Source organism: Ochrobactrum sp. AN78 (assembly GCF_029909885.1).
GTDB classification, from domain to species: Bacteria; Pseudomonadota; Alphaproteobacteria; order Rhizobiales; family Rhizobiaceae; genus Brucella; species Brucella quorumnocens.
On record NZ_JASAMU010000002.1, the window covers coordinates 466,816 to 490,532 of the forward strand.

Sequence of the window (23,717 nt, forward strand, 5' to 3'; positions counted from 1 at the left end):
GCCCGTCTTTTGCCCTAAACCGGCAAAACACGCCCAACGCAAACACCCGTCAAAACACATTGATTCGTCTTCACAATACCCTTACCGCGAATCCACGTGAAGCGTGTTACGTGTAAAAATAAAGACCGGGCAACCTGATGCTGCCCGGCCTACAACATGTAGCAGTATGGTTAACGGATACTTAATACCTGTAGTGTTCCGACTTGAATGGACCCTGTGGAGTGACACCGATATAAGCGGCCTGTTCCTCAGAAAGCACAGTCAGCTTCGCGCCAAGCTTGTCGAGATGCAGACGAGCAACCTTTTCGTCGAGATGCTTAGGCAGGACATAGACCTCATTCTTGTACTGATCTGTACGCGTGAAGAGTTCAATCTGACCGAGCACCTGATTGGTGAAAGATGCGGACATAACGAAGCTTGGATGGCCCGTTGCGTTGCCGAGATTGAGCAGGCGCCCTTCCGAAAGAAGGATAATCCGCTTGCCATCCGGGAACTCAACCAGATCAACCTGTGGCTTTACGTTGGTCCACTTGAGATTACGAAGACCTGCAACCTGAATTTCATTGTCGAAGTGACCGATATTGCCAACAATGGCCATATCCTTCAGCTTACGCATATGATCAAGCGTGATGACGTCCTTGTTGCCGGTCGTCGAGATCACGATATCGGCTGTTGAAGCCGCATCATCGAGCGTTACAACCTCAAAGCCATCCATAGCGGCCTGAAGGGCGCAAATCGGATCGACTTCCGTGACCTTGACGCGAGCGCCAGCGCCTGCGAGCGAAGCTGCAGAGCCTTTGCCAACGTCGCCATAACCACAGACGACTGCGACCTTGCCGGCCATCATGACGTCAGTGCCGCGACGGATACCGTCAACCAGCGATTCCTTACAGCCATACTTGTTGTCGAACTTCGACTTGGTGACGCTGTCATTGACGTTGATTGCCGGGAAGGGCAGGAGGCCCTTCTTCTGCAGCTGGTAAAGACGGTTGACGCCAGTGGTGGTTTCTTCCGTCACGCCCTTGATCGCATCGCGCTGTTTGGTGAAGAAGCCTGGCGTTTCAGCCATGCGCTTCTTGATCTGCGCGAACAGCACTTCTTCTTCTTCGCTTTCAGGCTTGGAAAGAACGTCTTCGCCAGCTTCAGCGCGCGCGCCGATCAGGATGTACATGGTGGCATCGCCACCATCATCGAGGATCATATTGGATGGCTGACCATCCGACCACTGGAAGATCTTGTCGGTGTAGGTCCAATATTCTTCAAGCGTTTCGCCCTTGATGGCGAAAACCGGTGTGCCAGTGGCTGCAATTGCTGCAGCGGCATGGTCTTGCGTAGAGAAAATATTGCAGGAAGCCCAGCGCACATCGGCACCCAGAGCCTTCAGCGTCTCAATCAAGACAGCCGTCTGGATCGTCATATGCAGCGAGCCGGAAATGCGAGCGCCCTTGAGTGGCTGTGATTTGCCGAACTCTTCGCGCGCAGCCATCAGGCCCGGCATTTCGGTTTCAGCAATATCGAGTTCCTTGCGGCCCCAGTCAGCGAGGCTTAAATCCTTGACGACAAAATCCTGACTTGCGGTCATCATCTGCTCCAATCAAATTTGTTTAGAAGCCCAAAATAATGCGAAAGGGCTTCGGCTGGCGTCCTGATTAGCAGATCAGCCCGGCCAGCACAACGCAACATAAAGAAATCTTTATGTGTCTATATCAATCAATTGAGAGGGAAGCCCGAAGCTTGATAAAACTCAGCATTCCTCGCCGAATTTATCGGCAATAAGCGCCTGAAGCGCATCAAGAACTGCATCGGCCTGTTCGCCCGATGCACGGACATCGATGCAGCAGCCGGGTGAGGCTGCTAGCATCATCAAGCCCATGATGGATGTACCGCCCACCGTCATACCGTCCTTGCTAACGCGAACATGGGCATCATAACTGTCCACAAGCTGAACGAATTTTGCCGATGCGCGGGCATGAAGCCCACGCTTGTTGACGATCTCAAAGGACCGGGACAGAGCGCTATCGGCATCGTATTCGCCAGTAACGGCCACGGTGGGATGCATGATTACTTTCCTGTGAGGACCTGGCTTGCGACGTTGATATATTTGCGCCCGGCATCCTGCGCTTCACGCAAGGCCGTCTTGATGTCGCCAGCAATACGAACGCTCGAAAGCTTGATAAGCATTGGCAGGTTAACACCTGCAATGACCTCGATCTTGCCTTCCTCCATTACCGAAATCGCCAGATTGGACGGCGTGCCACCAAACATATCCGTCAGAACGATGACACCTCTGCCACTATCGGCGCGCTCGACAGCATCGACGATATCCCGACGACGCTGTTCCATGTCATCTTCCGCACCGATACATACGGTCTCGAAATTGTCTTGCGGGCCAACTACATGCTCAACAGCATGGAGAAACTCCTCGGCCAGCCTTCCGTGCGTAACAAGCACGAGTCCGATCATACTTTAAAAGCTCCTGTCGCGTGCCCGCCGCTTCAACCCGCCAAAGGCGCAGATGGCACTAAAACCCTGCCGGACCTTAACCGACGAGTTGTGCATCTTGGCAGGGCAAATCTTGATAGCAAGTGAAAAATTTCAGCATTGCCTTGAAAAAAGCAAAATGCCGCAGCGTTAAGCACGCTTTTTGGACGTGACTTACAAAAAACGCCGGTGCCAGCACTTACGGCCAGGGTTTTAAAAACAAAGTAGCCTCAATCGCCCGCGAAAGTGCATTAGAATCGCCATTCGATGAAAGGGCAGGGAGCAGCAGACATGGAACTTCGACACCTTCGAAATGCCAGTTTTCGCCACTCGGATAGCGCTCGGCCCCGTCGCGATCGACCAGCCTGACCACGAGATCGAGCGGCGTCTGTTCCACATAAGCAACAGTGAAAAGGCCCGCGCCGCGGATTTCGACACCGCCAGCCAATGTTTGCGGCACACGCGCAATCAGCTTCCCGCTTTCCGCATGCAATAAAGTGCGGTCGTCGGCGACAAGTGAAGCCTGTTCATTGCGAGCAATCGCACGTTCGACAAGCGTAAGGGCTAGTTCTGTCTTCCCCGCGCCAGACTTACCCATCAGCATGACACCACGGCCCTGCAACTGCACAGTCGTTGCATGAAGGCCGCTTTTTTCCTCTTCGGGTGTCATCTCGGGATCACGCGCTGGCCGGAAGATCGACGATAAAGCGCGCGCCTTTCATATGATCAGGATCGGCTGGGTCGATGATGTTTTCCGCGGTCAGCGTTCCGCCATGTGCCTCGATAATCTGACGGCTGATCGAAAGGCCAAGACCAGAATTCTGGCCAAAAGCCTCAGAAGCCGGGCGATCAGTATAGAAGCGCTCAAAGATACGCTCGATATTTTCGATCGGAATACCAGGCCCGTTATCTTCGACCAGCACCCGCAAACGACCACCTTCGCCGTTCAGAGTGACAACGATACGCCCTGTATCTTCGGGAACGAAGGAACGCGCGTTTTCGATAAGATTGCTGATGACCTGTCCCAGACGCAAATCATGACCAGCAACAAAGAAGCCCTTTTTGCCGGACGGCAATTTGCCGGTATTAAATACGATCTCGGTGCCGATTTTGTTGCGGCGCACTTCGCGCGCGGCAGCCACCAGACTGTTCAACAGCGTCTTCATATCAACGCGATCAGAATGTTCGCGCGCCAGTTCCGCATCCAGACGTGAAGCATCCGAAATATCGGTAATCAGGCGGTCGAGGCGGCGGACATCGTGCTGAATGACGTCGAGCAAGCGTTTGCGCGAATCATCATTTTTGGCAAGTGGCAGAGTTTCGACCGCGCTTCGAAGCGAGGTGAGGGGATTTTTCAGCTCGTGGCTCACGTCGGCCGCAAAGCTCTCAATCGCTTCAATACGGGTATAAAGCGCATCGGTCATCGCACGAATAGAGGTCGACAAATGGCCAACCTCGTCCTGGCGTTCTGAGAAATCCGGGATTTCCTCGCGGCTTTTTACACCAAGACGCACACGGTCGGCAGCAGCAGCCAGCTTTCTGAGCGGGCTTGCAATGGTGGACGCTAGAAACAGCGACAAGATCACCATGACGGCAGCAACAACACCGAACACACGGAAAACGGCCATGCGCTCGCCTTGAACGATTTTATCGATGTCGTCGCCTTCGGTCGAAAGCAGAAGGACACCCAGAATGGCGCGCGATTGCTGGATTGGCACCGCAACCGACACCACCAGTTCACCTTGCTGGTTACGGCGCTGTGCCGTTTGTGGCGAGCCCGTCAGTGCGCGAACGATTTCCTGATAGGCGAGACCATTGCCGCCGGGTTGCTCCTGATAAAGCGGCAGACCGCCACCATAGAAAAGACGGGAGAACCAGCCGGTGAAACGCTCCCAGGCACTTGGCGTATCTTCTTCGATGGCTGGCAGATCATAGCGGTATACCGGACCACCGGAAGCAAAAGCCGGTGCGTAAAGCGAGCGGGAATCGAGCAGCAGGTTTGCGTAATGATCGTAAATGCGGGCACGCGTACTGGTTGGTGAAATCAACTGACGCAAGAGCGGCGATACTTTTTCCGGATTAATCGGAAACTCCCAATTATCGGGCGAATCAGGCGATGGCGTGATGCTCTGCCCGGCTTGAAGCTCCAAAAGCTTTTCCGGATCGATCATCAGCGAGTTGGTATCGACCGTGGCTGATGACGAAATAGCAGCCGCGATAATCTTGCCTTGTGTGAGCAGGCTTTCGATCTTGGCGTCAATCAGCCCCTCACGGAACTGGTTCATATAGAGGATGCCAGAAACCAGCACAGCAAGGGCGGCAAGATTGAGGAACAGTATGCGGCGCGTCAGGCTCGAGAACAGAAACTGACCGAGAAACCGGCTGAAAGGCGCAAAAAGACGACGCAGGAAGAGCGAACGTTGCCGCCGCGCCCTACGTTCTCTCATGGTAACGGCACTGTCTTTCCGGGTTTCGGCGACCATGTCGCTTCATTCTTACTTTCTTAATGAGCGCCGGGTCTCAAAAAAACCCGGCGCTCTGATACCTATATATTACGCTTCACGGAAGCGATAACCGACGCCATAGAGCGTTTCGATCATCTCAAAGTCGTCATCGACCGACTTGAACTTCTTGCGCAGACGCTTGATGTGGCTGTCGATAGTTCGATCATCCACGTAGACCTGCTCATCATAGGCCGCATCCATCAGCGCGTCACGGCTTTTCACAACACCGGGGCGCTGTGCCAGCGAATGCAAGATGAGGAACTCCGTCACGGTCAGCGTTACCGGTTCACCCTTCCAGGTACAGGTGTGGCGTTCCTGATCCATGACCAGCTGACCGCGTTCCAGCGACTTTGCCTGCTGACCTGTCGGCTTTGCAGTGCCGTCGCGCGCTGCGACGCGGCGCAGAACTGCCTTCACTCGCTCGACCAGAAGGCGTTGCGAGAAAGGCTTGGTAATAAAATCGTCGGCACCCATTTTGAGGCCGAACAATTCGTCGATCTCATCATCCTTGGAAGTCAGGAAGATCACCGGGAGATCGGACTTCTGGCGCAAACGGCGCAAGAGTTCCATACCATCCATGCGCGGCATCTTGATATCGAAGATCGCGAGGTTCGGTGGGCGCGCCATCAGGCCATCCAATGCGGAAGCCCCATCGGTATAGGTCTCCACGCGATAGCCTTCCGACTCCAGAGCAATGGAAACGGAGGTCAGAATGTTACGGTCATCGTCGACCAGCGCAATTGTCTGCGTTGCCGAAGCTTCCTTCATGCGGACCTTCTCCTTTTTTAACCGCCCCGATCACATCAGCGGCAGAAATTACCGAACGCCTTCTGGCGTCTCGACTTTAAACCCTCTTTGTCATCTCACTGGAATGTTGGTCCAGCGTCCTGACAAATCAATACTATAATAGTCGTCCCGCTTGTGCAGTACAAATTAGGTACAAAATGTGGCAACAGCTCAACTTGCCATCAATGCCCCAAAGCGAAACGTTTTTGCCGCTTAACGCAATCGAGAATTGTTCCAGACTGGAAATACACGCGATAACGTAAAGATTAAACGATTTAAAAAAGTTTCAATTTTTTTAAATCGATTAAATATTTGATTTGATTTAATTAATCTGTTTCTGACTGCCATCCCGGATTAAAATGAAATCGGGCCAACGCATTTTTGAACCAGATGGCGGAGAGACCATGAAAGAGATCGGCATTCACAATACTGCCGCTTCCATTGCCACTTCAGGATTGAAGGAACTGTCCGCAGTCTTTTATAATTTTGGACCGGCCCGGCTTTATGAAGAGACTATTCGCCGTGGCGAAGCAGAGCTTTCCGCGCAAGGAGCCCTTGTTGCTAAAACGGGCCAGCACACGGGCCGTTCGCCAAAAGACAAGTTCGTCGTTCGTGATGCAAACACCGAAGATCAGGTCTGGTGGGACAACAACAAGCCCATGACGCCGGAGGCTTTCGAGCTGCTTTATGCCGATTTCATCGAGCACGCGAAGGGCAAGGAGCTTTTCGTACAGGATCTGATCGGCGGCGCTGACGAAGATAACAAGATCAATGCGCGCATTGTCACCGAATATGCATGGCACTCGCTGTTCATCCGCAACCTGCTGATCCGCCCGGAAGAAGCAGCCCTTGCGTCTTATATACCTGAAATGACGATTATCGATCTGCCTTCCTTCAAGGCTGATCCTGCACGTTATGGTGTACGCACCGAAACGGTGATCGCGGTCGATCTTACCCGCAAGATCGTGTTGATCGGCGGGACATCCTATGCCGGTGAAATGAAGAAGTCGGTCTTCACCGCGCTCAACTATCTGCTGCCTGCCAAGGGCGTCATGCCAATGCATTGCTCGGCCAATGAAGGCCCGAACGGCGATACGGCTGTATTCTTCGGTCTTTCCGGCACCGGCAAGACCACGCTTTCTGCAGATCCGAGCCGCACACTGATCGGTGACGACGAGCATGGCTGGGGCGAAGATGGCATCTTCAATTTTGAAGGTGGCTGCTATGCCAAGACCATCCGCCTTTCGGCAGAAGCCGAACCCGAAATCTTTGCGACCACGCAACGTTTTGGCACCGTTCTGGAAAATGTCGTGCTGGATGAAAACCGCCAGCCGGATTTCGACGATGGCTCGCTCACGGAAAACACCCGCTGCGCCTATCCACTCGATTTTATTCCAAATGCATCTGCCTCGGGCAAGGGTGGCCAGCCGAAAAACATCATCATGCTAACCGCCGACGCTTTCGGCGTAATGCCTCCGATTGCCAAGCTGACGCCGGCACAGGCCATGTATCACTTCCTGTCAGGCTACACCGCGAAGGTTGCAGGCACCGAAAAAGGCGTGACGGAACCGGAAGCAACGTTTTCGACCTGCTTTGGCGCGCCATTCATGCCACGCCATCCATCGGAATACGGCAATCTTCTGCGCAAGCTGATCGCTGAACACAAGGTCGATTGCTGGCTGGTCAATACCGGCTGGACAGGCGGCGCTTATGGCACTGGCAAGCGTATGCCGATCAAGGCAACGCGTGCGCTTTTGTCAGCAGCTCTCGACGGCTCGCTCAACAATGCCGAGTTCCGCACCGATCCGAATTTCGGCTTTGCCGTTCCGGTTGAAGTGCCTGGCGTGGATGCGTCCATTCTCGATCCGCGTTCCACCTGGGCCGACAAGGCTGCTTACGACGCACAGGCCAAAAAGCTTGTCGATATGTTCGTAAACAATTTCGAGAAATTCGAAAGCCATGTCGATCACGATGTGAAGGATGCCGCCCCGGCAACCCAGATCGCTGCTGAATAACTCGCTTTTACGCATGTCTTTATCCAAAAACCGGTTCCCACTTTTTGGAGACATGCTTTTAGTATCCTGAGGAGGAGGGGAAGCCCGGCCGAAAGGCCGGGTTTTTCTTTTGTCTAATGGATAAAAAGCGGTGTATCACTTCGCATCATGGAAGAAAGCCGCAACATCATCCGCATCACCAACCGCCTGACCATCCACGAGGATGATCTGGAGGAGAGTTTTATTCGCTCATCCGGTCCCGGCGGTCAGAACGTCAACAAGGTTTCCACCGCTGTACAGCTGCGTTTTCATGCGGCGCGCTCAGGCCTACCGGAAGATGTGCTTTCCCGACTTTTCAAGCTAGCCGGTCAAAAAGGCACCAAGGATGGGGACATCCTGATCGAGGCCAATCGTTTCCGCACGCAGGAACGCAATCGCGAAGATGCACGCGAGCGGATGATTGCACTGATCGCCAAAGCGGCTGAACCGCCGCCGCCGCCACGCCGGAAGACAAAGCCGACCAAAGGCTCGGTCGAACGCCGCCTCAAGGCCAAGTCCGGTCGCTCGGATATCAAGAAGGGCCGCGGTAAGGTTTCTTATGATTAGAGCGCATCCCGAAAAGTGTGAACCGCCTACACGGGGAAATCAGTCTGCCCGACTGATTTCTGGTTCCACTTCGATCGGAAAAAGATGCACTTAAAAACGAACAGATAGAGCATTTGGGAACAGACGACATGACGATCAATTATCACGAGCTTGAAACCAGCCATGGCCGCATTGCAGTACGCGAAAGCGAAGGCGAGGGCGCGCCTCTTCTGATGATCCACGGCAATTCGAGTTCGGGTGCCATTTTTGCGCCGCAGCTCGAAGGTGAAATCGGTAAGAAGTGGCGCGTGATCGCACCCGATCTTCCGGGCCATGGAAAGTCCTCCGACGCCATCGACCCCGACCGCAGCTATTCGATGGAAGGCTATGCGGACGCAATGACCGAAGTGATGCAAAAGCTCGGAATTGCCGACGCGGTTGTTTTCGGCTGGTCGCTCGGCGGCCATATCGGTATCGAGATGATTGCGCGCTATCCGGCGATGCGTGGCCTTATGATTACCGGAACGCCACCCGTGGCGCGCGAAGAAGTAGGGCAGGGGTTCAAGAGCGGTCCTGATATGGCACTCGCCGGACAGGAAATCTTTTCGGAACGCGATGTGGAATCCTACGCTCGCAGCACTTGCGGCGAACCGTTTGAAACTTCGCTTCTCGACATTGTTGCACGCACCGACGGACGCGCACGCCGCATCATGTTTGAAAAATTTGGCAATGGAACCGGGGGCAATCAGCGCGACATCGTAGCGGAAGCAAAACTTCCCATCGCTGTCGTCAATGGACGTGACGAGCCATTTGTGGAACTCGACTTCGTGTCCAAAGTGAAGTTCGGCAATCTGTGGGACGGCAAAACCCATGTCATCGACAATTCAGGACATGCACCATTCCGCGAAGCGCCTGCGGAATTTGATGCCTATCTCGCGCGCTTTATTGGCGACTGCACAAAATAACTGTCCCATGTCAAACGGCATCGAATGATGCCGTTTGACAGCTTCCCACATCTGCCCAGCGCCCTAAGTTATCCTTCAGGAATACAAGAGTATCTTTTTATTCTACGCGCATCTTAGCCCGAAAACCGGTTCCCACTTTCGGGATGCGCTCAAAAGGGTGAAATAACCATGGGTATGACTGTTGCGGATCTTCTGGCTCAAACCTTGGCCGAAGCGGGTGTTAAGCGTATCTGGGGCGTTACGGGCGACAGCCTCAACGGACTGAATGACAGCCTCAGAAGACTTGGCAAGATCGACTGGATGCATGTCCGGCATGAGGAAACTGCGGCCTTTGCGGCAGGGGCCGAAGCGGCCATCACCGGCGAACTGGCTGTTTGTGCCGGAAGTTGCGGTCCCGGCAATCTTCACCTGATCAATGGGCTGTTTGATTGCCATCGCAATCATGAGCCGGTGCTGGCCATTGCAGCGCATATTCCTTCATCGGAAATTGGCCTCGATTATTTTCAGGAAACGCATCCGCAGGAACTGTTCCGCGAATGCAGCCATTTTGTCGAGCTGGTTTCCAATCCTGCGCAAATGCCCGAAGTGCTGAACCGCGCCATGCGTGCAGCCATCGGCAAGCGCGGCGTAGCGGTGATTGTTATTCCGGGCGATGTAGCGCTCAAACAAGCCCCCGAAGGTTCCAAGCAAAGCTGGACACCGATCTCGCTTCCACGCGTCATCCCAGCCGATGAGGACGTGGCGAAACTCGCAGATATTCTCAATGGCTCAGAGAAAATTACCATTCTTGCAGGCAGTGGCTGCGCAGGCGCACATGATGCGTTGGTCTCATTGGCAGAACGGCTTGAGGCGCCCGTTGTTCATGCGCTTCGCGGCAAGGAACATGTCGAATGGGATAATCCGTTCGACGTCGGCATGACAGGCCTGATCGGCTTTTCATCCGGCTACCACGCCATGTTCAACTGCGACACGCTGTTAATGCTCGGCACCAGTTTCCCTTATCGAAACTTCTATCCCGACAAGGCCAAGATCGTTCAGATCGACAATGATCCTTCGCAGCTTGGTCGCCGTGCACCGCTGACTTTTGGCGCGACGGGCGACGTTTCTGAAACGATCACAGCGCTCCTGCCCAAGCTTAAATCGGGTCGCAACACGAAATTTCTTGATGCAGCCAAGACCCATTATACCAAGGCGCGCGAGGCACTTGATGATCTGGCAGCGCCATCAAAGCCCGGCCAGCCAATCCACCCGCAATATCTCACGCGTCTCATCGATGAGATTGCCGACGAGAATGCGATTTTCACCGCCGATGTCGGGACGCCAACCGTCTGGGCAGCACGCTACCTCACCATGAATGGCAGGCGCCGCCTGCTTGGTTCGTTCAATCATGGCTCAATGGCCAATGCCATGCTTCAGGCGCTTGGGGCGAAGGCTGCAGCGCCGGAACGACAGGTGGTTTCGCTGTCAGGCGATGGCGGCTTCACGATGATGATGGGTGATTTCCTTTCGCTCAAGCAGCTTAATCTGCCCGCAAAAATCATTGTTTATAACAACGGCTCGCTTGGCTTCGTGGCGATGGAAATGAAGGCTGGCGGCTATCTGACCTCTGGAACCGACCTTGAAAACCCGAATTTTGCAGCAATGGCCGAAGCCATAGGCATCAAAGGTTTCAGGGTGGAGGAATCCGCTGATCTGCCAAATGCTTTGAAGCAAGCCTTTGCCCATGACGGCCCGGTTCTGGTTGATGTGGTGACGGCCAAGCAGGAGCTTGTCATGCCACCAAAGATCAAGGCCGAGCAGGCCAAGGGTTTCAGCCTTTATATGCTCAAAGCCATCATCAGCGGCCGTGGCGATGAAATCGTTGAACTCGCCCGTACCAATCTTGGACGGTAAGACGTGTCTTTTCCAACGGTTTTGCTAATTAAGTGTCCGTACCTATTGAGCAATTTCCGGAAATTCCTGCCTTGACCAATTTGAAAGGGGCTGTACTTTGTACCCCATTGATTGGCCGCAAGAAGCGCTGGCTCATCTCTGGTTCTGATATTTGATTGCATGCATCAATAAGTTAGCAACAACAGGGAGACTTGCCCCATGGGAATTTTCGATTTCGTGAAGTCGGTTGGAACCAAGCTTGGTTTCGGTGAAAATGAGCCCAAAGCCGATGATCTCAAGAAGGAACTCGACTCGCATAATCTCGGCACCGATGGCGTGCAGGTGAGCGTGCAGGGCGACAAGGCCGTCCTGACCGGCAATGTGAAGGATCAGTCGGCTTTTGAAAAAGCTATTATCGCAGTCGGCAATTCGCTGGGTGTTTCCAAAGTGGAAGCCTCGGAACTAAAAGTGGAAGGCGCTGGAACAACCGGTGCCGAGCCAGTCTTCTATACGGTGAAGAAGGGCGACAATCTCTGGAAAATCGCTGAAGCCCAGTATGGCAAAGGCAAGGGCGCAAAGAATGACATTATCTTTGAAGCCAACAAGCCAATGCTGACCCATCCGGACAAAATCTATCCGGGTCAGGTACTGCGTATTCCACCGCTTGCTTGATTAAGAACGCATCCCGGTAAGCCGAAAGCAGGTTTCCGAAACCGATAGGGGCGTCGAAGATTTCGGCGCCCTTATTTTTTTTGCTCTCATTAGTAAGCAGCTTTCAGGGGTGAGCGGATTACGGGATATAAATCTCGGCTTTCATGAATGTGACGGCTTTACCGGTGAGCAAGACACGGCCGCTTTTCAGCTCACATCCCAAATGTCCGCCACGGGCTGAAGCCTGATAAGCGGACATTTTGTTTTTCCCGATCTTTTGAGCCCAATAGGGAACAAGCGTCGCATGGATAGATCCTGTAACCGGGTCTTCCGGGATACCCGATCCCGCCGCAAAATAACGCGAAACAAAGTCGTGCGACGAACCTCGCACGGTGATCACCAGGCCGACTGATCCAAGTTTTTCAATCTGGATATGATCGGGAACGAAAGCCCTGACCGCAGCCTCATCCTCAAGCTGCACATAGATATTTTCGAAGTTCCTGAAGAACGTGGCTCCGCTCTCATTCTCAAACAGAGGCGCTATAAACGCGGGCAGTTCGGCAAGCCGGTCCGGAGCAATGGACGGGACATCAAGCACATAATCGTCGCCCGCGCGCGAAACCCTGATCTTGCCTATGCGGGTGTGAAAATGCAGTTCACCATCAATCTTGTGGTGCCAAGCCAGAACATGCGCCGTTGCTAAAGTCGCATGGCCGCAGAAATCGACCTCAAGTGTCGGCGTAAACCATCTGAGCTTCCAGCCATCCTCTGCAGGGCATGCAAAAGCAGTTTCCGCCAGATTATTTTCCGCAGCGATTGCCTGCATGGTCGCATCGCTCAGCCAGTCTTTCAGGATCAGAACTGCCGCAGGATTTCCGGCAAAGACGCGGTTGGTGAACGCATCCACCTGATACATTTCCAGCACTTGCGGCATTCAGGGTCCTTGAAATCTAAATCTTACGCAGCGCCACTTCTTCGATCAGATGGTCGCTGCCTTTGCGTAGAATGAGATCGGCGCGCGGACGCGTGGGCAGAATGTTTTCAAGCAGGTTTCTCATATTGATGTTGTTCCATAGGCCTTCGCCGATGGAGCGTGCCGCATCTTCCGAAAGTTGCGAATAGCGATGGAAGAAGGACTGCGGATTGACGAAGGCCGTCTCACGCAGACGCATGAAGCGATCAATATACCATTTGTGGATCAGCTCTGGCTCCGCATCGATATAGATCGAGAAATCGAAGAAATCGGAGACGAAAGGCACCATCTTGCCGTCTTCAGGCAGATCGCGCACCTGCAGCACATTGATGCCTTCGAAAATCAGGATGTCGGGCTTGTCGACAAGCTGATATTCGCCCGGAAGCACATCATAGCTCAAATGCGAATAAAGTGGCGCCTGCACCTGGCTCATACCTGCCTTGATCGCCGACAAAAAGCGCAAGACTGCACCCACGTCATAGCTTTCAGGAAAGCCCTTGCGCTCCATCATATTCTCGGTGCGCAGAACCGCATTGGGGTAGAGGAAACCGTCCGTCGTCACCAGATCAACCTTCGGACTTGAAGGCCAGCGTGCCAAGAGCTCTTTCAGAATACGGGCAGTCGTGGATTTCCCCACAGCCACAGAGCCTGCAATGCCGATGATGAAGGGTGTCTTGAAGCTCTCCTCCATATTGAGGAACTGCTGGCGCTGGCGGAACAAAAGCTGGCTGGCTTCCACATGTGCATAGAGCAGGCGGGACAGCGACAGATAAATGCGCCGCACTTCGTCAAGATCAATCGGATCGCCCAGCGAGCGCAGCCGCTTCACTTCTTCATAGGTGAGGGTGAGGGGGGTATCAGCACGAAAGCCCGCCCATTCCTCTGCCGAAAAGAAACGGTACGGCGAATAGCGTGACGGCGTCAGCTGGTCCACTTTTTCCCACATATTGTCGCTGCTCTCCCTCAACGCCAATTCACGTATATCCTGTTTAATATGCATTCAGAGCATTTCCATTTTAATGCAGAGAAAATGCTCTGATCACTTATTCTCACGCATGTCTTTATCCAAAAAACCGGTTCCGACTTTTTGGAGACATGCTTTACACCTTCGGACGACCGGCCTTTTCCTCAAGGCCTGTCTGTGCCGTACGGCGTTGCAACTCTTGAAGAACCTCATCAAGCGGCACGTCAGCAATCTTGAGAACCACCAGCAGATGATAAAGAAGATCAGCGCATTCGGTGACCACTTCCGAGCGGTCGCCATTAACCGCTGCAATGACCGTTTCTACGGCTTCTTCACCGAGCTTTTTTGCCGCCCGCGTTTGTCCCTTGGCAACAAGACTTGCAGTATAGGACGATCCATCCGTCGAACTCGCACGTTCCGCAACGATGCGCTCAAGATCGGAAAGTGTGAACTCAGTCATCGGATTTCCTTAAATCTTGTTTTCAACGGACCGGGTCGAGCCGCATCGGAATGCCAGCTTCGGCCATATAGCGCTTGGCTTCGCCAATCGTATAGGTGCCAAAGTGGAAGATCGACGCTGCGAGAACTGCCGTTGCATGACCATCACGGATGCCTGCAACCATGTGATCGAGATTGCCAACGCCGCCCGAAGCGATCACCGGAACGCGCACACTGTCGGCAACAGCACGGGTTAAAGCCACGTCGTAGCCAGCCTTGGTGCCATCACGATCCATCGAAGTCAGCAGGATTTCACCAGCGCCAAGGCCCACGACTTTCTGCGCGAATTCCACTGCATCAATGCCGGTTGTCTGGCGTCCGCCATGGGTAAAGATTTCCCAGCGGTCGCTTTCGCCTTCCCCTGAAACCTTCTTCGCGTCAATCGCAACAACGATGCACTGATTGCCAAACTTGTCGGCGGCTTCCGCAACAAATTCCGGGTTCTTCACTGCAGCCGTGTTGATCGAAACCTTATCGGCACCGGCAAGCAACAGCTTGCGAATGTCCGCGACCTGACGCACGCCACCGCCAACGGTGAGCGGCATGAAGCACTGTTCCGCTGTACGGGCAATGACGTCAAAAATTGTCTCGCGATTGTCCGAAGACGCCGTGATGTCGAGGAAGCACAATTCGTCTGCGCCTGCCGCATCATAGGCACGCGCTGCTTCAACCGGATCACCGGCATCGATCAGATCGACAAAGTTAACGCCCTTAACAACGCGGCCGTCTTTAACGTCCAAACAAGGAATTACGCGTGCTTTCAAGGTCATGCGGGAGTCCTCAGGAGAGCCAGTGCTTCGGCCGGATCGATACGACCATCATAAAGTGCACGACCGGAAATCGCACCTTCGAGCTTACGCGCGTCAGGAGCGGCGAGGCGCTTGATGTCATCCATGGAGGCAAGACCGCCCGATGCGATCACCGGAATGGAAACGCTATCCGCGAGGCTGAGGGTCGAATCCCAGTTGATGCCAGCCAGAACGCCGTCGCGGTCGATATCGGTATAGATGATGGCTGCAACGCCCGCACCTTCAAACTTTTTAGCGAGTTCGACCACGCCAAGCTCAGACGCTTCGGCCCAGCCTTCAACAGCGACATAGCCGCCCTTAGCATCGATGCCGACAGCAACCTGTCCCGGAAATTCCTTGCAAGCTTCGATCACCAGCGCCGGATCGCGCACGGCAACAGTACCGAGGATCACGCGGCGCAGACCCTTGGAAAGCCAGCTTTCAATATGAGCGAGCGTGCGAATACCGCCGCCGAGCTGGACCGGATTCTTTGTGGCTTTGAGAATGGCTTCAACAGCCTTGCCGTTGACGCTTTCGCCAACAAAAGCACCGTTGAGATCGACCACATGCAGCCATTCAAAGCCCTGATCCTCAAAAGCTTTGGCCTGTGCTGCGGGGTCTTCATTGTAAACGGTCGCCTGATCCATGTCGCCAAGCTTCAGGCGCACGCATTGACCGTCTTTCAAATCGATGGCGGGAAAAAGGATCATGTCTTCAAGGCTTCCATTTCAGGAAATTGGCAATGAGCGAAAGGCCAAGCAGCTGGCTCTTTTCAGGATGGAACTGCGTGCCGATCATGTTGTCGCGACCGACGGTTGCCGTGACATCGCCACCGTAATCGGTGACGGCAAGCACTTCGGCTTTGTTCTTGGCGTCGAACATATAGGAATGCACGAAATAGGCATGCAAGCCGTTCTCGCCGGTCTCGATACCGGCAAAGACCGGGTGTGAATGTTTCACGTGAATCCTGTTCCAGCCGATCTGCGGAATCTTGAGCGATGGGTCAGACGGAACCATTTCGCGCACGTCACCCTCAATCCAGCCAAGCCCCTCAGTCACTTGCTTTTCAAGCCCGCGCTCGGACATCAACTGCATGCCCACGCAGATGCCAAGGAATGGATGCGCTTTTTTGAGAACCACATCTTCCAGCGCCTCCACCATGCCGGGAACAGCATGAAGGCCGCGGCGGCAATCGGCATAGGCACCGACGCCCGGCAGCACAATGCGATCGGCGCTCGCCACGCGATCGGCATCCGCCGTCAGTTCGATTTCAGCATTCACACCGCTCTCATGGGCGGCACGCTCAAAGGCCTTGGTGGCCGAGCGAAGATTGCCGGAACCATAGTCGATAATTGCAACACGCATTTTCAGTTTTCTCCGCGATGACCGACAAATCCGATCGTCGAGCCAAAAGAGGAATAAGTGGGACGAGGGGCCTGCCCGGCCCATTCGGGTGCAGGCGCTTCCGCAGGGACTGTTGCAGGCTGGATAGCTTTTTCGATGCCATAGAAGTAGCGAATTTCCGCTTCTTCCAGGTCAGCCGCGTCGATGACGGCTTTCTCGATAAAACCCTGACGCTTAAGCTTTGCGATCTTCCAGTTGACGCCTTCCAGCGCCACAAACAGCGAAAACAACAAAGTGATCAGGGGAACCGCATTGGAGATGCCGAGCATGGAGCCAGCAAATCCAAGCAGGATCGTCACACCGAGAGCGGCAATGGCTTCAAACCCGAGCCGCTGCAACAATAGCCAGACAACCGGAAGGATCAGCGCCAGAGCGTAGAATCCGTCACGCACGAAAACCGCTTTTTCGGAACGTTGAGATCCGGCTGGTTCAAGAACGACGAATTGCGCCATGACACGTCCTTTCGGGAAAGACTTATCCCTTCAGCGACCCCTTGGTCGAGGGAATTGCATCCTTCTGGCGCGGGTCGGTTTCGAGCGCTGTGCGCAGAACCCGGGCCACGGCCTTGAAGATCGATTCTGCAATATGGTGATTGTTGGCACCATAGTGATTGTTGATATGCAGCGTAATGCCTGCATTCATCGCAAAAGCCTGGAAGAACTCGCGCACCAGCTCAGTATCGAAGGTGCCGATCTTGGCCGTCGTGAAATTCACGTTCCAGACCAGAAAGGCCCGGCCCGAAACATCGACCGCCGCACCCGTCAGCGTGTCGTCCATGGCGAGATCCATCGACGCATAACGCACGATACCGCGACGCTCACCAAGCGCTTTCGCCACAGCCTGACCCAGCGCAATGCCGGTATCTTCCACCGTATGGTGGTCATCGATATGAAGATCGCCCTTGGCCATCACGCGCATGTCGATGAGCGAATGTCGGGAAAGCTGCTCCAGCATATGATCGAAGAAGCCGACACCTGTTGTAATGTCGAACTTGCCGTTGCCGTCCAGATCGACCGAAACGGCAATGCTCGTTTCTTTCGTTGAACGTTCGATACTTGCTTTGCGGGCGCTTTCAGCCGTCATAGCATTTCCTCTGTTGAAATCTTTTCGCGTTCTAGAACAGCTGGCCGCTTTTGCCAATGCTTTTAGCGCATGCACCAATATTCTGACTTTTCTCACTGCGCATTTGATCCAAAAACCGCTTCACGCTTTTTGGAATGCGCTTTTTCCTCACGCGCATTTAATCCAAAAACCGATTCCCACTTTTTTGAATGCGCGTGAACCCATTTGCATTTTGCCAGACGCTTCTTAAATATTCACAACGAAACCCGATTCAGTTAGCTCTTGAGCCGACGAACCGAGGCTTCCCCCATATCGGGGCCCATATCAGGGGCTTATGCGTTTGCCAGATGGAAACGTACAGGTCGCCAAAGGAGTGATCCATGATCGAACACAATCCCACGACAATTTACGGCACGACCATTGTCACCGTTCGCAAGGGCGGCAAGGTTGTTATTGCTGGTGACGGGCAGGTCTCGCTCGGCAACACCGTAATGAAGGGCAATGCGCGCAAAGTGCGCCGCATCGGCAAAGGCAACGTCATTGCCGGTTTCGCCGGTGCCACAGCTGATGCCTTCACACTGCTTGAGCGTCTTGAAGCCAAGCTCGAACAATATCCTGACCAGCTGATGCGCGCCTCTGTCGAGCTCGCCAAGGACTGGCGCACCGACCGTTATTTACGCCGCCTCGAAGCGATGATGCTGGTTGCTGACAGCAAGGTTACGCTGGCGCTGACCGGGACAGGCGACGTGCTTGAACCAGAACATGGCGTCATGGCCATCGGCTCGGGCGGTAATTACGCACTGGCCGCAGCGCGTGCACTGATCGACACAGACAAGGATGCCGAGGAAATCGCTCGCAAGGCAATGGAGATTGCAGCCGATATCTGCATCTATACCAATCATAGCATTCTTGTTGAAAGCCTCGACGCCGAATGAGCTCAATAGCGCAAGCCTCAACTTCTAAAACACAACGTTGGGGCTTAGGTGCTCTGATCGTCCTTGCCATTCTCGCGATACAGGCCTCCTGGCTTTATCTCGATGGGCGGATACCCATGTGCGAATGCGGCACCATAAAATTATGGTCCGGTTCGCTGATGTCTGAGAACTCGCAGCATATAGCCGACTGGTATACGCTCTCGCACATCATTCACGGTTTTCTGTTCTATTGGCTTCTGAGCGTCATCGCACCCAAAGCCCCACTTGGCTTAAGGCTTGCCATGGCAGTCGGCGTTGAAGCCGTCTGGGAACTGGTCGAAAACTCGAATTTCATTATCGAGCGCTATCGCGCCAATACGTCCTCGGTGGACTATTTTGGCGATAGCATTGTGAATTCGGTTTCCGATACCATTGCTGCCCTGATCGGCTTTTTGCTTGCTGCAAAGCTGCCAACAAAAATCACCGTCGCTTTAGCGCTGTTCTTCGAAGTTCTTGCGCTGATTATCATCCGCGACAACCTTACGCTCAACGTGATCATGCTGCTGCATCCGTTCGAGTTCATCAAGCAGTGGCAAACCGGGTTATAATCATGAGTAATTTTTCTCCCCGTGAAATCGTCTCCGAGCTTGACCGCTTCATCATCGGCCAGAACGACGCCAAGCGCGCCGTGGCTATTGCACTTCGCAATCGCTGGCGTCGCCAGCAGCTGGAAGGCCAGATGCGCGAAGAGGTCATGCCAAAGAACATCCTGATGATCGGACCGACTGGCGTTGGTAAGACGGAAATCTCCCGTCGTCTGGCCAAGCTTGCCGGTGCCCCTTTCATCAAGGTTGAAGCCACCAAGTTCACCGAGGTCGGCTATGTCGGTCGCGATGTCGAACAGATCATCCGTGATCTGGTGGAAGCTGCGATTGGCCTCGTGCGTGAAAAGAAGCGCGAGGAAGTGAAGGCCAAGGCGCATATCAATGCCGAAGAGCGTGTGCTCGACGGTCTTGTCGGCAAGACGGCCAGCCCCGCCACGCGTGACAGCTTCCGCAAGAAACTGCGTGAAGGCGAGCTGGACGACAAGGAAATCGAGATCGAAGTTGCCGATACGGGTGCTGGTCAGAATTTCGAAATCCCAGGTATGCCGGGCGCCAATATTGGCATGATCAATATCGGCGATATTTTCGGCAAGGCCATGGGCGGACGCACCAAGACGCGCAAGACCACGGTCAAGGAATCCTATGCAATCCTGATCAATGACGAATCCGACAAGCTGCTCGATCAGGATCAGCTTATTCAGGAAGCTCTGCGTTCGACCGAAAATGACGGTATCGTTTTCCTCGACGAGATCGACAAAATCGCTTCGCGCGAAGGCGGAATGGGGGCAGGTGTATCACGCGAAGGCGTGCAGCGCGATCTGCTGCCGCTCGTTGAAGGTACGACCGTTGCAACAAAATATGGTCCGGTGAAAACCGATCATATCCTGTTTATTGCATCGGGCGCTTTCCACGTTTCCAAGCCTTCAGACCTTCTGCCGGAACTTCAGGGTCGTTTGCCGATCCGTGTTGAATTGAACGCTCTGACGCGTGAAGATTTCCGCCGAATTCTCACCGAAACCGAAGTCAGCTTGATCAAGCAATATATTGCCCTGATGGCGACGGAAGAAGTGAAGCTTGATATTACCGATGACGCGATTGACGCTTTGGCCGATATTGCCGTCGATCTGAATTCGACGGTCGAGAATATCGGTGCACGTCGCTTGCAGACGGTGATGGAACGGGTTCTGGACGACATTTCCTATAATGCACCCGATAAATCCGGCTCTGCTTTCAAGGTGGATGGCGATTATGTCCGCAAAACCGTTGGCGATCTTGCCAAGAATACGGACCTGTCGCGTTTCATTCTCTAAAAGCAGAAAGTGACCAGAAAGCCACGCTCGGGTCCCATAATCCTGAAACACAAAAATCCCCTCGACTTCATCGAGGGGGTTTTTTATTTTGCGCCAACTTTTACATGCTACTGCATAGTTTGAACTGATAGAGCGACCTTTGTGCGCCCACTGGGGCGCACGGCGCTCTATTAACCATATTGGGGCCGTTACCGCGCAATGACCAGCCGATTGAACCGTATTGCAGGCATCTGCCTTGCCATCGCTTTCTCCTGCCAGAGCGCCTTCGCAGCTGTTAGCGTGCCGCCCGGAAACCGCAATGACGATCAGCCGCCCATTCCTGGCGCTTCGGCCAAGCGCACAAAGGAACTGAGCACGACCTATGAAGCCAAGTATCGCAAGATTTATAATCTTCTGAAAAAAGATGCTTCGCTGCGCTCGAAAATCAAATCGACCGCTTCGGCTTACGGCATTGATCCGATCCATATCGTCGGCGCCATCGTTGGCGAACACACCTATAATGTCGACGTTTATGACAGGCTACAGACCTATTACGTCAAGGCTATGTCCTATGTGAACCAGGGCGTGAGTTTTGGCTATGATGGCGAAAGCATCGGCCAGTTCGTGAAGCGCCCGGAGTTTTCGGAGTGCCTCAAGTTCAAAGACAGCTATTCGCTGTGGGGTTGCCGTGAGACGGTCTGGAACAAGCAGTTCCGTGGAAAGTCCGTGAGCGGCAAGACCTATCCGAACAATCGTTTCAGCGCGGTGTTCTTCCAGCCTTTCTATGCAGGTCAGACATTCGGCCTTGGCCAGATCAATCCGCTGACGGCGCTGCAGATGTCGGACATGGTCAATCGTGTATCCGGCCTGCCGAAGCTGAACGCCGAGAACGGAAATGTGGTCTACAAAACCATCATGGACCCCGATCTCACGCTGCCATACATCGCGGCAACGCTTAAGCAATCGATCACTGCCTATCGCCAGATTGCCGATTTCGACATTTCTAAGAATCCCGGCCTGACCGCAACCCTTTATAATACCGGCGGTGCAGAAGTCCGCGCCCGTGCGCTTGCCAATGAAAATGCCCAGCGCAAAGCGTCCGGTCAGGCACCATTGATGCCGCAGGAAAACTATTATGGCTGGCTGGTCAACACCAAGCTCGACGAGCTGAAAGCGCTATTTTAGAGCCGATGGGGCTAATGGCTTAAAGCCGCGGCGGCGTTTGCGCGCGGCTTCTATTTCTTCGCTTAAATGTTTGATCGTCTCGCGATCAATGATGCGGATGTTGCGGGCGAGGAGATTGGCAAGCTCGGTCGCCTGTGGCGATAGTCCTGAGGTGTCGATCACCACGCGGGGATGCGAAACCGCCGCCAGATTTTGCAGTTCTTCGGCCTCGTCCCAGATAATATTGAAATAGGTGATGATGCGTTGCAGCAGATCCCAGGTCGGCTGTCCACGCCGTCCATGTTCAAGCGCTGAAAGGTAGGCAGGCGAAACGCGTAAGGCTACCGCCATTTCCTTTTGCGTCACATTGCGCTCGTCACGCAATTCGCGCAGACGTTTGCCAAAAGGGGTCATCGGATCAGACTCCCGTTCTGCGTCTGCTTGCGCAGACGCACATAAAGCGCGCCGTGACCGCCATGATGATGGGCTGCATCTTCATAGGCGCTCACCAGAAGCCGGAACAACGGCGTCGAGAACCAGTGCGGCACTGCCTGTTTCAGCACACCTTCGCTGCCAAATGAGCGGCCTTTTCCGGTAATGACCATCACGTGCTTGAGCCCGCGGGCATGTGCGCTCAGCAAAAATCCGTAAAGCAGCTCATAGGCATCGTTCTGCGTGAGCCCATGCAGATCGATACGCGCTTCGATATCCACACGTCCCTTGGAAATCTTGCGGTGCGTCGGCCGATCAAAGCTATGGATCGGCATTTCCTTGAGAGAGGTAAGCTTCTTTTTCGGCGTCGCTGGCTCGCTCGAAGGCGAGGGGGCTTTTTGCGAAGGCTTTTTATCAACCTCCTGCGCCATCACAGCTTTGAAATCCGGAAACTCTTCCTCTACAGCTGGCTTTTTGCCCACCAGCGGTTTGGCCGTTTTAGCAACGGTTTCCCAGAGGATGCGATCTTCTGGTCTCAGATAATCTTTCGCGGGCTTTTCGGTTTTGGGCGACATCGATCAGTCCCGCCCCATAGGGCGTCGTGCCTGCTTTCCTAAAATCGTATTCGATTTTAGGGCCGATGCACTGGCGCGCGGAATAAGCGCATAAAAATCGGCGTTGTGCTTGATGCCACCGGCGATCTCGCCTGCGGCATCCCCCGATCCCGCAAAGAGATCACCACGCGCCGGACCGACAATCGCCGTGCCGGTATCCTGCGCAATCATGAGGCGCGAGAATGGGGCATTATCGAACGCTGTAACGCTTGGTGCATCGACATAAAAGGGCGTCCCGAACGTGTGCAAAAATCTATCGACCGCAATTGAACGTCCAGCGGTCAGCGGGACTTTGGCCGCAGCGATTTGCCCCACATTCAGATCATCAACAGGTGCTTCGCGGAAGAAAATATAGGAGCGGTTCTGCCAGATGAGATCGTCGGCCCGATCCGGGTGCTCTCTCAACCATTGGCGGATCGTTTGCATGGAGATTTCATCTGCAGAAATCTCGCCTTCCGCCACCAGAATACGCCCGATTCCTGTAAAAGGATGGCCGGTTTTGGCCGCATAGGTGATACGCATAAAACTGCCATCGGTGAGTTTTAACCGCGCAGCCCCCTGCACATGGGCGAAGAAGGCATCAACACGGTCAGCCACATAGGCAAGTTCAAGCCAATGTTCTTTAAGACTGCCCTGTTCGATTGCCCGGCGATCATCGTATTCCTCAATGCCTTGTAGCGTTTTGCGCGCGAAAGCGAAGGAGGCATCAAGCCCGGCAGGGCGGTTCTCATCCGTAACTTTCACCAGATCGTCGGGTTTTTTGAGAAACGGCACTATGAAATGCGCATCTGGCTTACGCGAAGCTTCAATTTCCGGTTCATAGAAGGCCGTCACAAAACCTTCGGCATCAATACGGCACGGGACGAAATGCTTTTCAAAGAAAGCCCGCGCCTGCGCAGTATCGGGTTTATCAAGGGAACGGGCAGCAGCAAAAGCCGGTGCAAGCGCCTCGAAACTGATACCGAGGCTGCCGCTGTTATAGCGATTATGTTCCGCATAATCGGCTGAACGGCGAAAAGCCGAAAAGGCGAGTGCCTGATCGTCGTGATCCCAGCCCGGGCAATCTGAAAAACTGACCGGTCGTATGATGTTCGCCAGATTATGCACAAGCCGCATCCGTCACTAATTAAAAGGGCCGCTAACTCAGCATTTCCAGCAAAAGTGCGGAGCGG

General features: G+C 54.1%; 26 protein-coding genes. 9 read left to right on the plus strand and 17 right to left on the minus strand.

Annotation, left to right across the window (positions count from 1 at the left end):
• Positions 1-181 precede the first annotated feature (181 nt).
• From ahcY to QBD00_RS05745, 6 genes are all read right to left on the minus strand, one after another.
• Positions 182-1,582 (minus strand): adenosylhomocysteinase, encoded by a 1,401-nt coding sequence (gene ahcY, locus QBD00_RS05720; protein WP_095447716.1) that lies wholly within the window; start codon positions 1,580-1,582, stop codon positions 182-184.
• 162 nt (positions 1,583-1,744) lie between these two features.
• Positions 1,745-2,059 (minus strand): HPr family phosphocarrier protein, encoded by a 315-nt coding sequence (locus tag QBD00_RS05725; RefSeq protein WP_024898423.1) that lies wholly within the window; start codon positions 2,057-2,059, stop codon positions 1,745-1,747.
• Positions 2,060-2,061: 2 nt separating this feature from the next.
• Positions 2,062-2,463 (minus strand): PTS sugar transporter subunit IIA, encoded by a 402-nt coding sequence (locus tag QBD00_RS05730; RefSeq protein WP_024898424.1) that lies wholly within the window; start codon positions 2,461-2,463, stop codon positions 2,062-2,064.
• A gap of 217 nt (positions 2,464-2,680) precedes the next feature.
• Positions 2,681-3,151 carry an HPr kinase/phosphorylase gene (locus QBD00_RS05735; protein ID WP_095447715.1) on the minus strand — a complete coding sequence of 157 codons (471 nt, stop codon included), beginning with the start codon at positions 3,149-3,151 and terminating at the stop codon, positions 2,681-2,683.
• 7 nt (positions 3,152-3,158) lie between these two features.
• Positions 3,159-4,964, minus strand: a complete 1,806-nt coding sequence (locus tag QBD00_RS05740) for a stimulus-sensing domain-containing protein (protein WP_095447714.1) — start codon at positions 4,962-4,964, stop codon at positions 3,159-3,161.
• Between the two features lie 69 nt (positions 4,965-5,033).
• Positions 5,034-5,753: a response regulator transcription factor gene (locus QBD00_RS05745; RefSeq protein WP_024898427.1), complete on the minus strand. Its 720-nt coding sequence runs from the start codon at positions 5,751-5,753 to the stop codon at positions 5,034-5,036.
• Positions 5,754-6,175: 422 nt separating this feature from the next.
• Here QBD00_RS05745 and QBD00_RS05750 point away from each other — a divergent pair, with 422 nt between their 5' ends.
• The 5 genes from QBD00_RS05750 (at position 6,176) to lysM (ending at position 11,859) form a co-directional block, all read left to right on the plus strand.
• Positions 6,176-7,786 (plus strand): phosphoenolpyruvate carboxykinase, encoded by a 1,611-nt coding sequence (locus QBD00_RS05750; protein ID WP_095448010.1) that lies wholly within the window; start codon positions 6,176-6,178, stop codon positions 7,784-7,786.
• 147 nt (positions 7,787-7,933) lie between these two features.
• Positions 7,934-8,371 carry an alternative ribosome rescue aminoacyl-tRNA hydrolase ArfB gene (gene arfB, locus QBD00_RS05755; protein ID WP_095447713.1) on the plus strand — a complete coding sequence of 146 codons (438 nt, stop codon included), beginning with the start codon at positions 7,934-7,936 and terminating at the stop codon, positions 8,369-8,371.
• A gap of 128 nt (positions 8,372-8,499) precedes the next feature.
• On the plus strand, positions 8,500-9,315 hold the full coding sequence (locus QBD00_RS05760; protein ID WP_318578880.1) for an alpha/beta hydrolase: 816 nt from the start codon (positions 8,500-8,502) through the stop codon (positions 9,313-9,315).
• Between the two features lie 168 nt (positions 9,316-9,483).
• Entirely contained in the window at positions 9,484-11,208 is a 1,725-nt protein-coding gene (gene poxB / locus QBD00_RS05765) for a ubiquinone-dependent pyruvate dehydrogenase (RefSeq protein ID WP_318578881.1), read from the plus strand.
• A gap of 198 nt (positions 11,209-11,406) precedes the next feature.
• Positions 11,407-11,859 (plus strand): peptidoglycan-binding protein LysM, encoded by a 453-nt coding sequence (gene lysM, locus QBD00_RS05770; protein WP_095447710.1) that lies wholly within the window; start codon positions 11,407-11,409, stop codon positions 11,857-11,859.
• Between the two features lie 118 nt (positions 11,860-11,977).
• Here the strand turns inward: lysM and QBD00_RS05775 are convergent, their stop codons facing one another.
• The 8 genes from QBD00_RS05775 to hisB all read right to left on the minus strand — a co-directional run bounded on the left by QBD00_RS05775 (position 11,978) and on the right by hisB (position 17,548).
• Positions 11,978-12,772 carry a PhzF family phenazine biosynthesis protein gene (locus QBD00_RS05775; protein ID WP_318578882.1) on the minus strand — a complete coding sequence of 265 codons (795 nt, stop codon included), beginning with the start codon at positions 12,770-12,772 and terminating at the stop codon, positions 11,978-11,980.
• Between the two features lie 16 nt (positions 12,773-12,788).
• Entirely contained in the window at positions 12,789-13,757 is a 969-nt protein-coding gene (coaA, locus tag QBD00_RS05780) for a type I pantothenate kinase (protein WP_318578990.1), read from the minus strand.
• Between the two features lie 154 nt (positions 13,758-13,911).
• Positions 13,912-14,235, minus strand: a complete 324-nt coding sequence (locus QBD00_RS05785; RefSeq protein ID WP_318578883.1) for a phosphoribosyl-ATP diphosphatase — start codon at positions 14,233-14,235, stop codon at positions 13,912-13,914.
• 22 nt (positions 14,236-14,257) lie between these two features.
• Complete coding sequence (gene hisF, locus QBD00_RS05790; RefSeq protein WP_095447706.1) at positions 14,258-15,043, minus strand: imidazole glycerol phosphate synthase subunit HisF; 786 nt, start codon at positions 15,041-15,043, stop codon at positions 14,258-14,260.
• Positions 15,040-15,771 carry a 1-(5-phosphoribosyl)-5-[(5-phosphoribosylamino)methylideneamino]imidazole-4-carboxamide isomerase gene (gene hisA / locus QBD00_RS05795; protein ID WP_318578884.1) on the minus strand — a complete coding sequence of 244 codons (732 nt, stop codon included), beginning with the start codon at positions 15,769-15,771 and terminating at the stop codon, positions 15,040-15,042. The genes hisF and hisA overlap by 4 nt, the downstream gene beginning before the upstream one ends.
• A gap of 4 nt (positions 15,772-15,775) precedes the next feature.
• On the minus strand, positions 15,776-16,426 hold the full coding sequence (gene hisH, locus QBD00_RS05800) for an imidazole glycerol phosphate synthase subunit HisH (RefSeq protein WP_318578885.1): 651 nt from the start codon (positions 16,424-16,426) through the stop codon (positions 15,776-15,778).
• Between the two features lie 2 nt (positions 16,427-16,428).
• Positions 16,429-16,917 carry a DUF2628 domain-containing protein gene (locus QBD00_RS05805; RefSeq protein ID WP_318578886.1) on the minus strand — a complete coding sequence of 163 codons (489 nt, stop codon included), beginning with the start codon at positions 16,915-16,917 and terminating at the stop codon, positions 16,429-16,431.
• Between the two features lie 22 nt (positions 16,918-16,939).
• Positions 16,940-17,548, minus strand: a complete 609-nt coding sequence (hisB, locus tag QBD00_RS05810; protein ID WP_007872453.1) for an imidazoleglycerol-phosphate dehydratase HisB — start codon at positions 17,546-17,548, stop codon at positions 16,940-16,942.
• Between the two features lie 359 nt (positions 17,549-17,907).
• On the opposite strand from hisB, the gene hslV reads away from it, so the two are divergent.
• From hslV to QBD00_RS05830, 4 genes are all read left to right on the plus strand, one after another.
• A complete protein-coding gene (hslV, locus tag QBD00_RS05815) occupies positions 17,908-18,462 on the plus strand; it encodes an ATP-dependent protease subunit HslV (RefSeq protein WP_095447702.1) in 555 nt (184 codons plus the stop codon).
• Positions 18,459-19,049, plus strand: coding sequence for a DUF2585 domain-containing protein (locus QBD00_RS05820; protein ID WP_264230424.1), 591 nt, complete (start codon positions 18,459-18,461; stop codon positions 19,047-19,049). Before hslV ends, QBD00_RS05820 begins: the two co-directional genes overlap by 4 nt.
• A gap of 2 nt (positions 19,050-19,051) precedes the next feature.
• Entirely contained in the window at positions 19,052-20,356 is a 1,305-nt protein-coding gene (hslU, locus tag QBD00_RS05825) for an ATP-dependent protease ATPase subunit HslU (protein WP_095447700.1), read from the plus strand.
• A 198-nt stretch (positions 20,357-20,554) separates the two neighbouring features.
• Complete coding sequence (locus QBD00_RS05830) at positions 20,555-21,520, plus strand: DUF1402 family protein (protein WP_318578887.1); 966 nt, start codon at positions 20,555-20,557, stop codon at positions 21,518-21,520.
• Here QBD00_RS05830 and QBD00_RS05835 read toward each other — a convergent pair.
• From QBD00_RS05835 to QBD00_RS05845, 3 genes are read right to left on the minus strand one after another with little or no spacing between them, the layout of a single operon-like run.
• Entirely contained in the window at positions 21,512-21,913 is a 402-nt protein-coding gene (locus QBD00_RS05835; RefSeq protein ID WP_318578888.1) for a helix-turn-helix transcriptional regulator, read from the minus strand. The genes QBD00_RS05830 and QBD00_RS05835 overlap by 9 nt on opposite strands.
• The gene (locus tag QBD00_RS05840; protein ID WP_318578889.1) at positions 21,910-22,506 is read right to left on the minus strand and encodes a Smr/MutS family protein; all 597 of its coding nucleotides are present in this window, start codon (positions 22,504-22,506) and stop codon (positions 21,910-21,912) included. Before QBD00_RS05840 ends, QBD00_RS05835 begins: the two co-directional genes overlap by 4 nt.
• A gap of 3 nt (positions 22,507-22,509) precedes the next feature.
• On the minus strand, positions 22,510-23,661 hold the full coding sequence (locus QBD00_RS05845; RefSeq protein WP_318578890.1) for a murein transglycosylase A: 1,152 nt from the start codon (positions 23,659-23,661) through the stop codon (positions 22,510-22,512).
• Positions 23,662-23,717 lie beyond the last annotated feature (56 nt).

Excerpts from the sequence above, each read along its gene's own strand:
- hslV (WP_095447702.1), top strand. The coding sequence starts at position 17,908 with ATGATCGAACACAATCCCACGACAATTTACGGCACGACCATTGTCACC.
- hslU (WP_095447700.1), top strand. The coding sequence starts at position 19,052 with ATGAGTAATTTTTCTCCCCGTGAAATCGTCTCCGAGCTTGACCGCTTC.
- QBD00_RS05820 (WP_264230424.1), top strand. The coding sequence starts at position 18,459 with ATGAGCTCAATAGCGCAAGCCTCAACTTCTAAAACACAACGTTGGGGC.
- QBD00_RS05785 (WP_318578883.1), bottom strand. The coding sequence starts at position 14,235 with ATGACTGAGTTCACACTTTCCGATCTTGAGCGCATCGTTGCGGAACGT.
- hisA (WP_318578884.1), bottom strand. The coding sequence starts at position 15,771 with ATGATCCTTTTTCCCGCCATCGATTTGAAAGACGGTCAATGCGTGCGC.
- lysM (WP_095447710.1), top strand. The coding sequence starts at position 11,407 with ATGGGAATTTTCGATTTCGTGAAGTCGGTTGGAACCAAGCTTGGTTTC.
- QBD00_RS05835 (WP_318578888.1), bottom strand. The coding sequence starts at position 21,913 with ATGACCCCTTTTGGCAAACGTCTGCGCGAATTGCGTGACGAGCGCAAT.
- QBD00_RS05735 (WP_095447715.1), bottom strand. The coding sequence starts at position 3,151 with ATGACACCCGAAGAGGAAAAAAGCGGCCTTCATGCAACGACTGTGCAG.
- QBD00_RS05840 (WP_318578889.1), bottom strand. The coding sequence starts at position 22,506 with ATGTCGCCCAAAACCGAAAAGCCCGCGAAAGATTATCTGAGACCAGAA.
- QBD00_RS05730 (WP_024898424.1), bottom strand. The coding sequence starts at position 2,463 with ATGATCGGACTCGTGCTTGTTACGCACGGAAGGCTGGCCGAGGAGTTT.
- QBD00_RS05740 (WP_095447714.1), bottom strand. The coding sequence starts at position 4,964 with ATGGTCGCCGAAACCCGGAAAGACAGTGCCGTTACCATGAGAGAACGT.
- poxB (WP_318578881.1), top strand. The coding sequence starts at position 9,484 with ATGGGTATGACTGTTGCGGATCTTCTGGCTCAAACCTTGGCCGAAGCG.
- QBD00_RS05830 (WP_318578887.1), top strand. The coding sequence starts at position 20,555 with ATGACCAGCCGATTGAACCGTATTGCAGGCATCTGCCTTGCCATCGCT.
- hisH (WP_318578885.1), bottom strand. The coding sequence starts at position 16,426 with ATGCGTGTTGCAATTATCGACTATGGTTCCGGCAATCTTCGCTCGGCC.
- QBD00_RS05845 (WP_318578890.1), bottom strand. The coding sequence starts at position 23,661 with ATGCGGCTTGTGCATAATCTGGCGAACATCATACGACCGGTCAGTTTT.
- hisF (WP_095447706.1), bottom strand. The coding sequence starts at position 15,043 with ATGACCTTGAAAGCACGCGTAATTCCTTGTTTGGACGTTAAAGACGGC.
- QBD00_RS05805 (WP_318578886.1), bottom strand. The coding sequence starts at position 16,917 with ATGGCGCAATTCGTCGTTCTTGAACCAGCCGGATCTCAACGTTCCGAA.
- QBD00_RS05745 (WP_024898427.1), bottom strand. The coding sequence starts at position 5,753 with ATGAAGGAAGCTTCGGCAACGCAGACAATTGCGCTGGTCGACGATGAC.
- hisB (WP_007872453.1), bottom strand. The coding sequence starts at position 17,548 with ATGACGGCTGAAAGCGCCCGCAAAGCAAGTATCGAACGTTCAACGAAA.
- ahcY (WP_095447716.1), bottom strand. The coding sequence starts at position 1,582 with ATGACCGCAAGTCAGGATTTTGTCGTCAAGGATTTAAGCCTCGCTGAC.
- arfB (WP_095447713.1), top strand. The coding sequence starts at position 7,934 with ATGGAAGAAAGCCGCAACATCATCCGCATCACCAACCGCCTGACCATC.
- coaA (WP_318578990.1), bottom strand. The coding sequence starts at position 13,757 with ATGTGGGAAAAAGTGGACCAGCTGACGCCGTCACGCTATTCGCCGTAC.
- QBD00_RS05750 (WP_095448010.1), top strand. The coding sequence starts at position 6,176 with ATGAAAGAGATCGGCATTCACAATACTGCCGCTTCCATTGCCACTTCA.
- QBD00_RS05725 (WP_024898423.1), bottom strand. The coding sequence starts at position 2,059 with ATGCATCCCACCGTGGCCGTTACTGGCGAATACGATGCCGATAGCGCT.
- QBD00_RS05760 (WP_318578880.1), top strand. The coding sequence starts at position 8,500 with ATGACGATCAATTATCACGAGCTTGAAACCAGCCATGGCCGCATTGCA.
- QBD00_RS05775 (WP_318578882.1), bottom strand. The coding sequence starts at position 12,772 with ATGCCGCAAGTGCTGGAAATGTATCAGGTGGATGCGTTCACCAACCGC.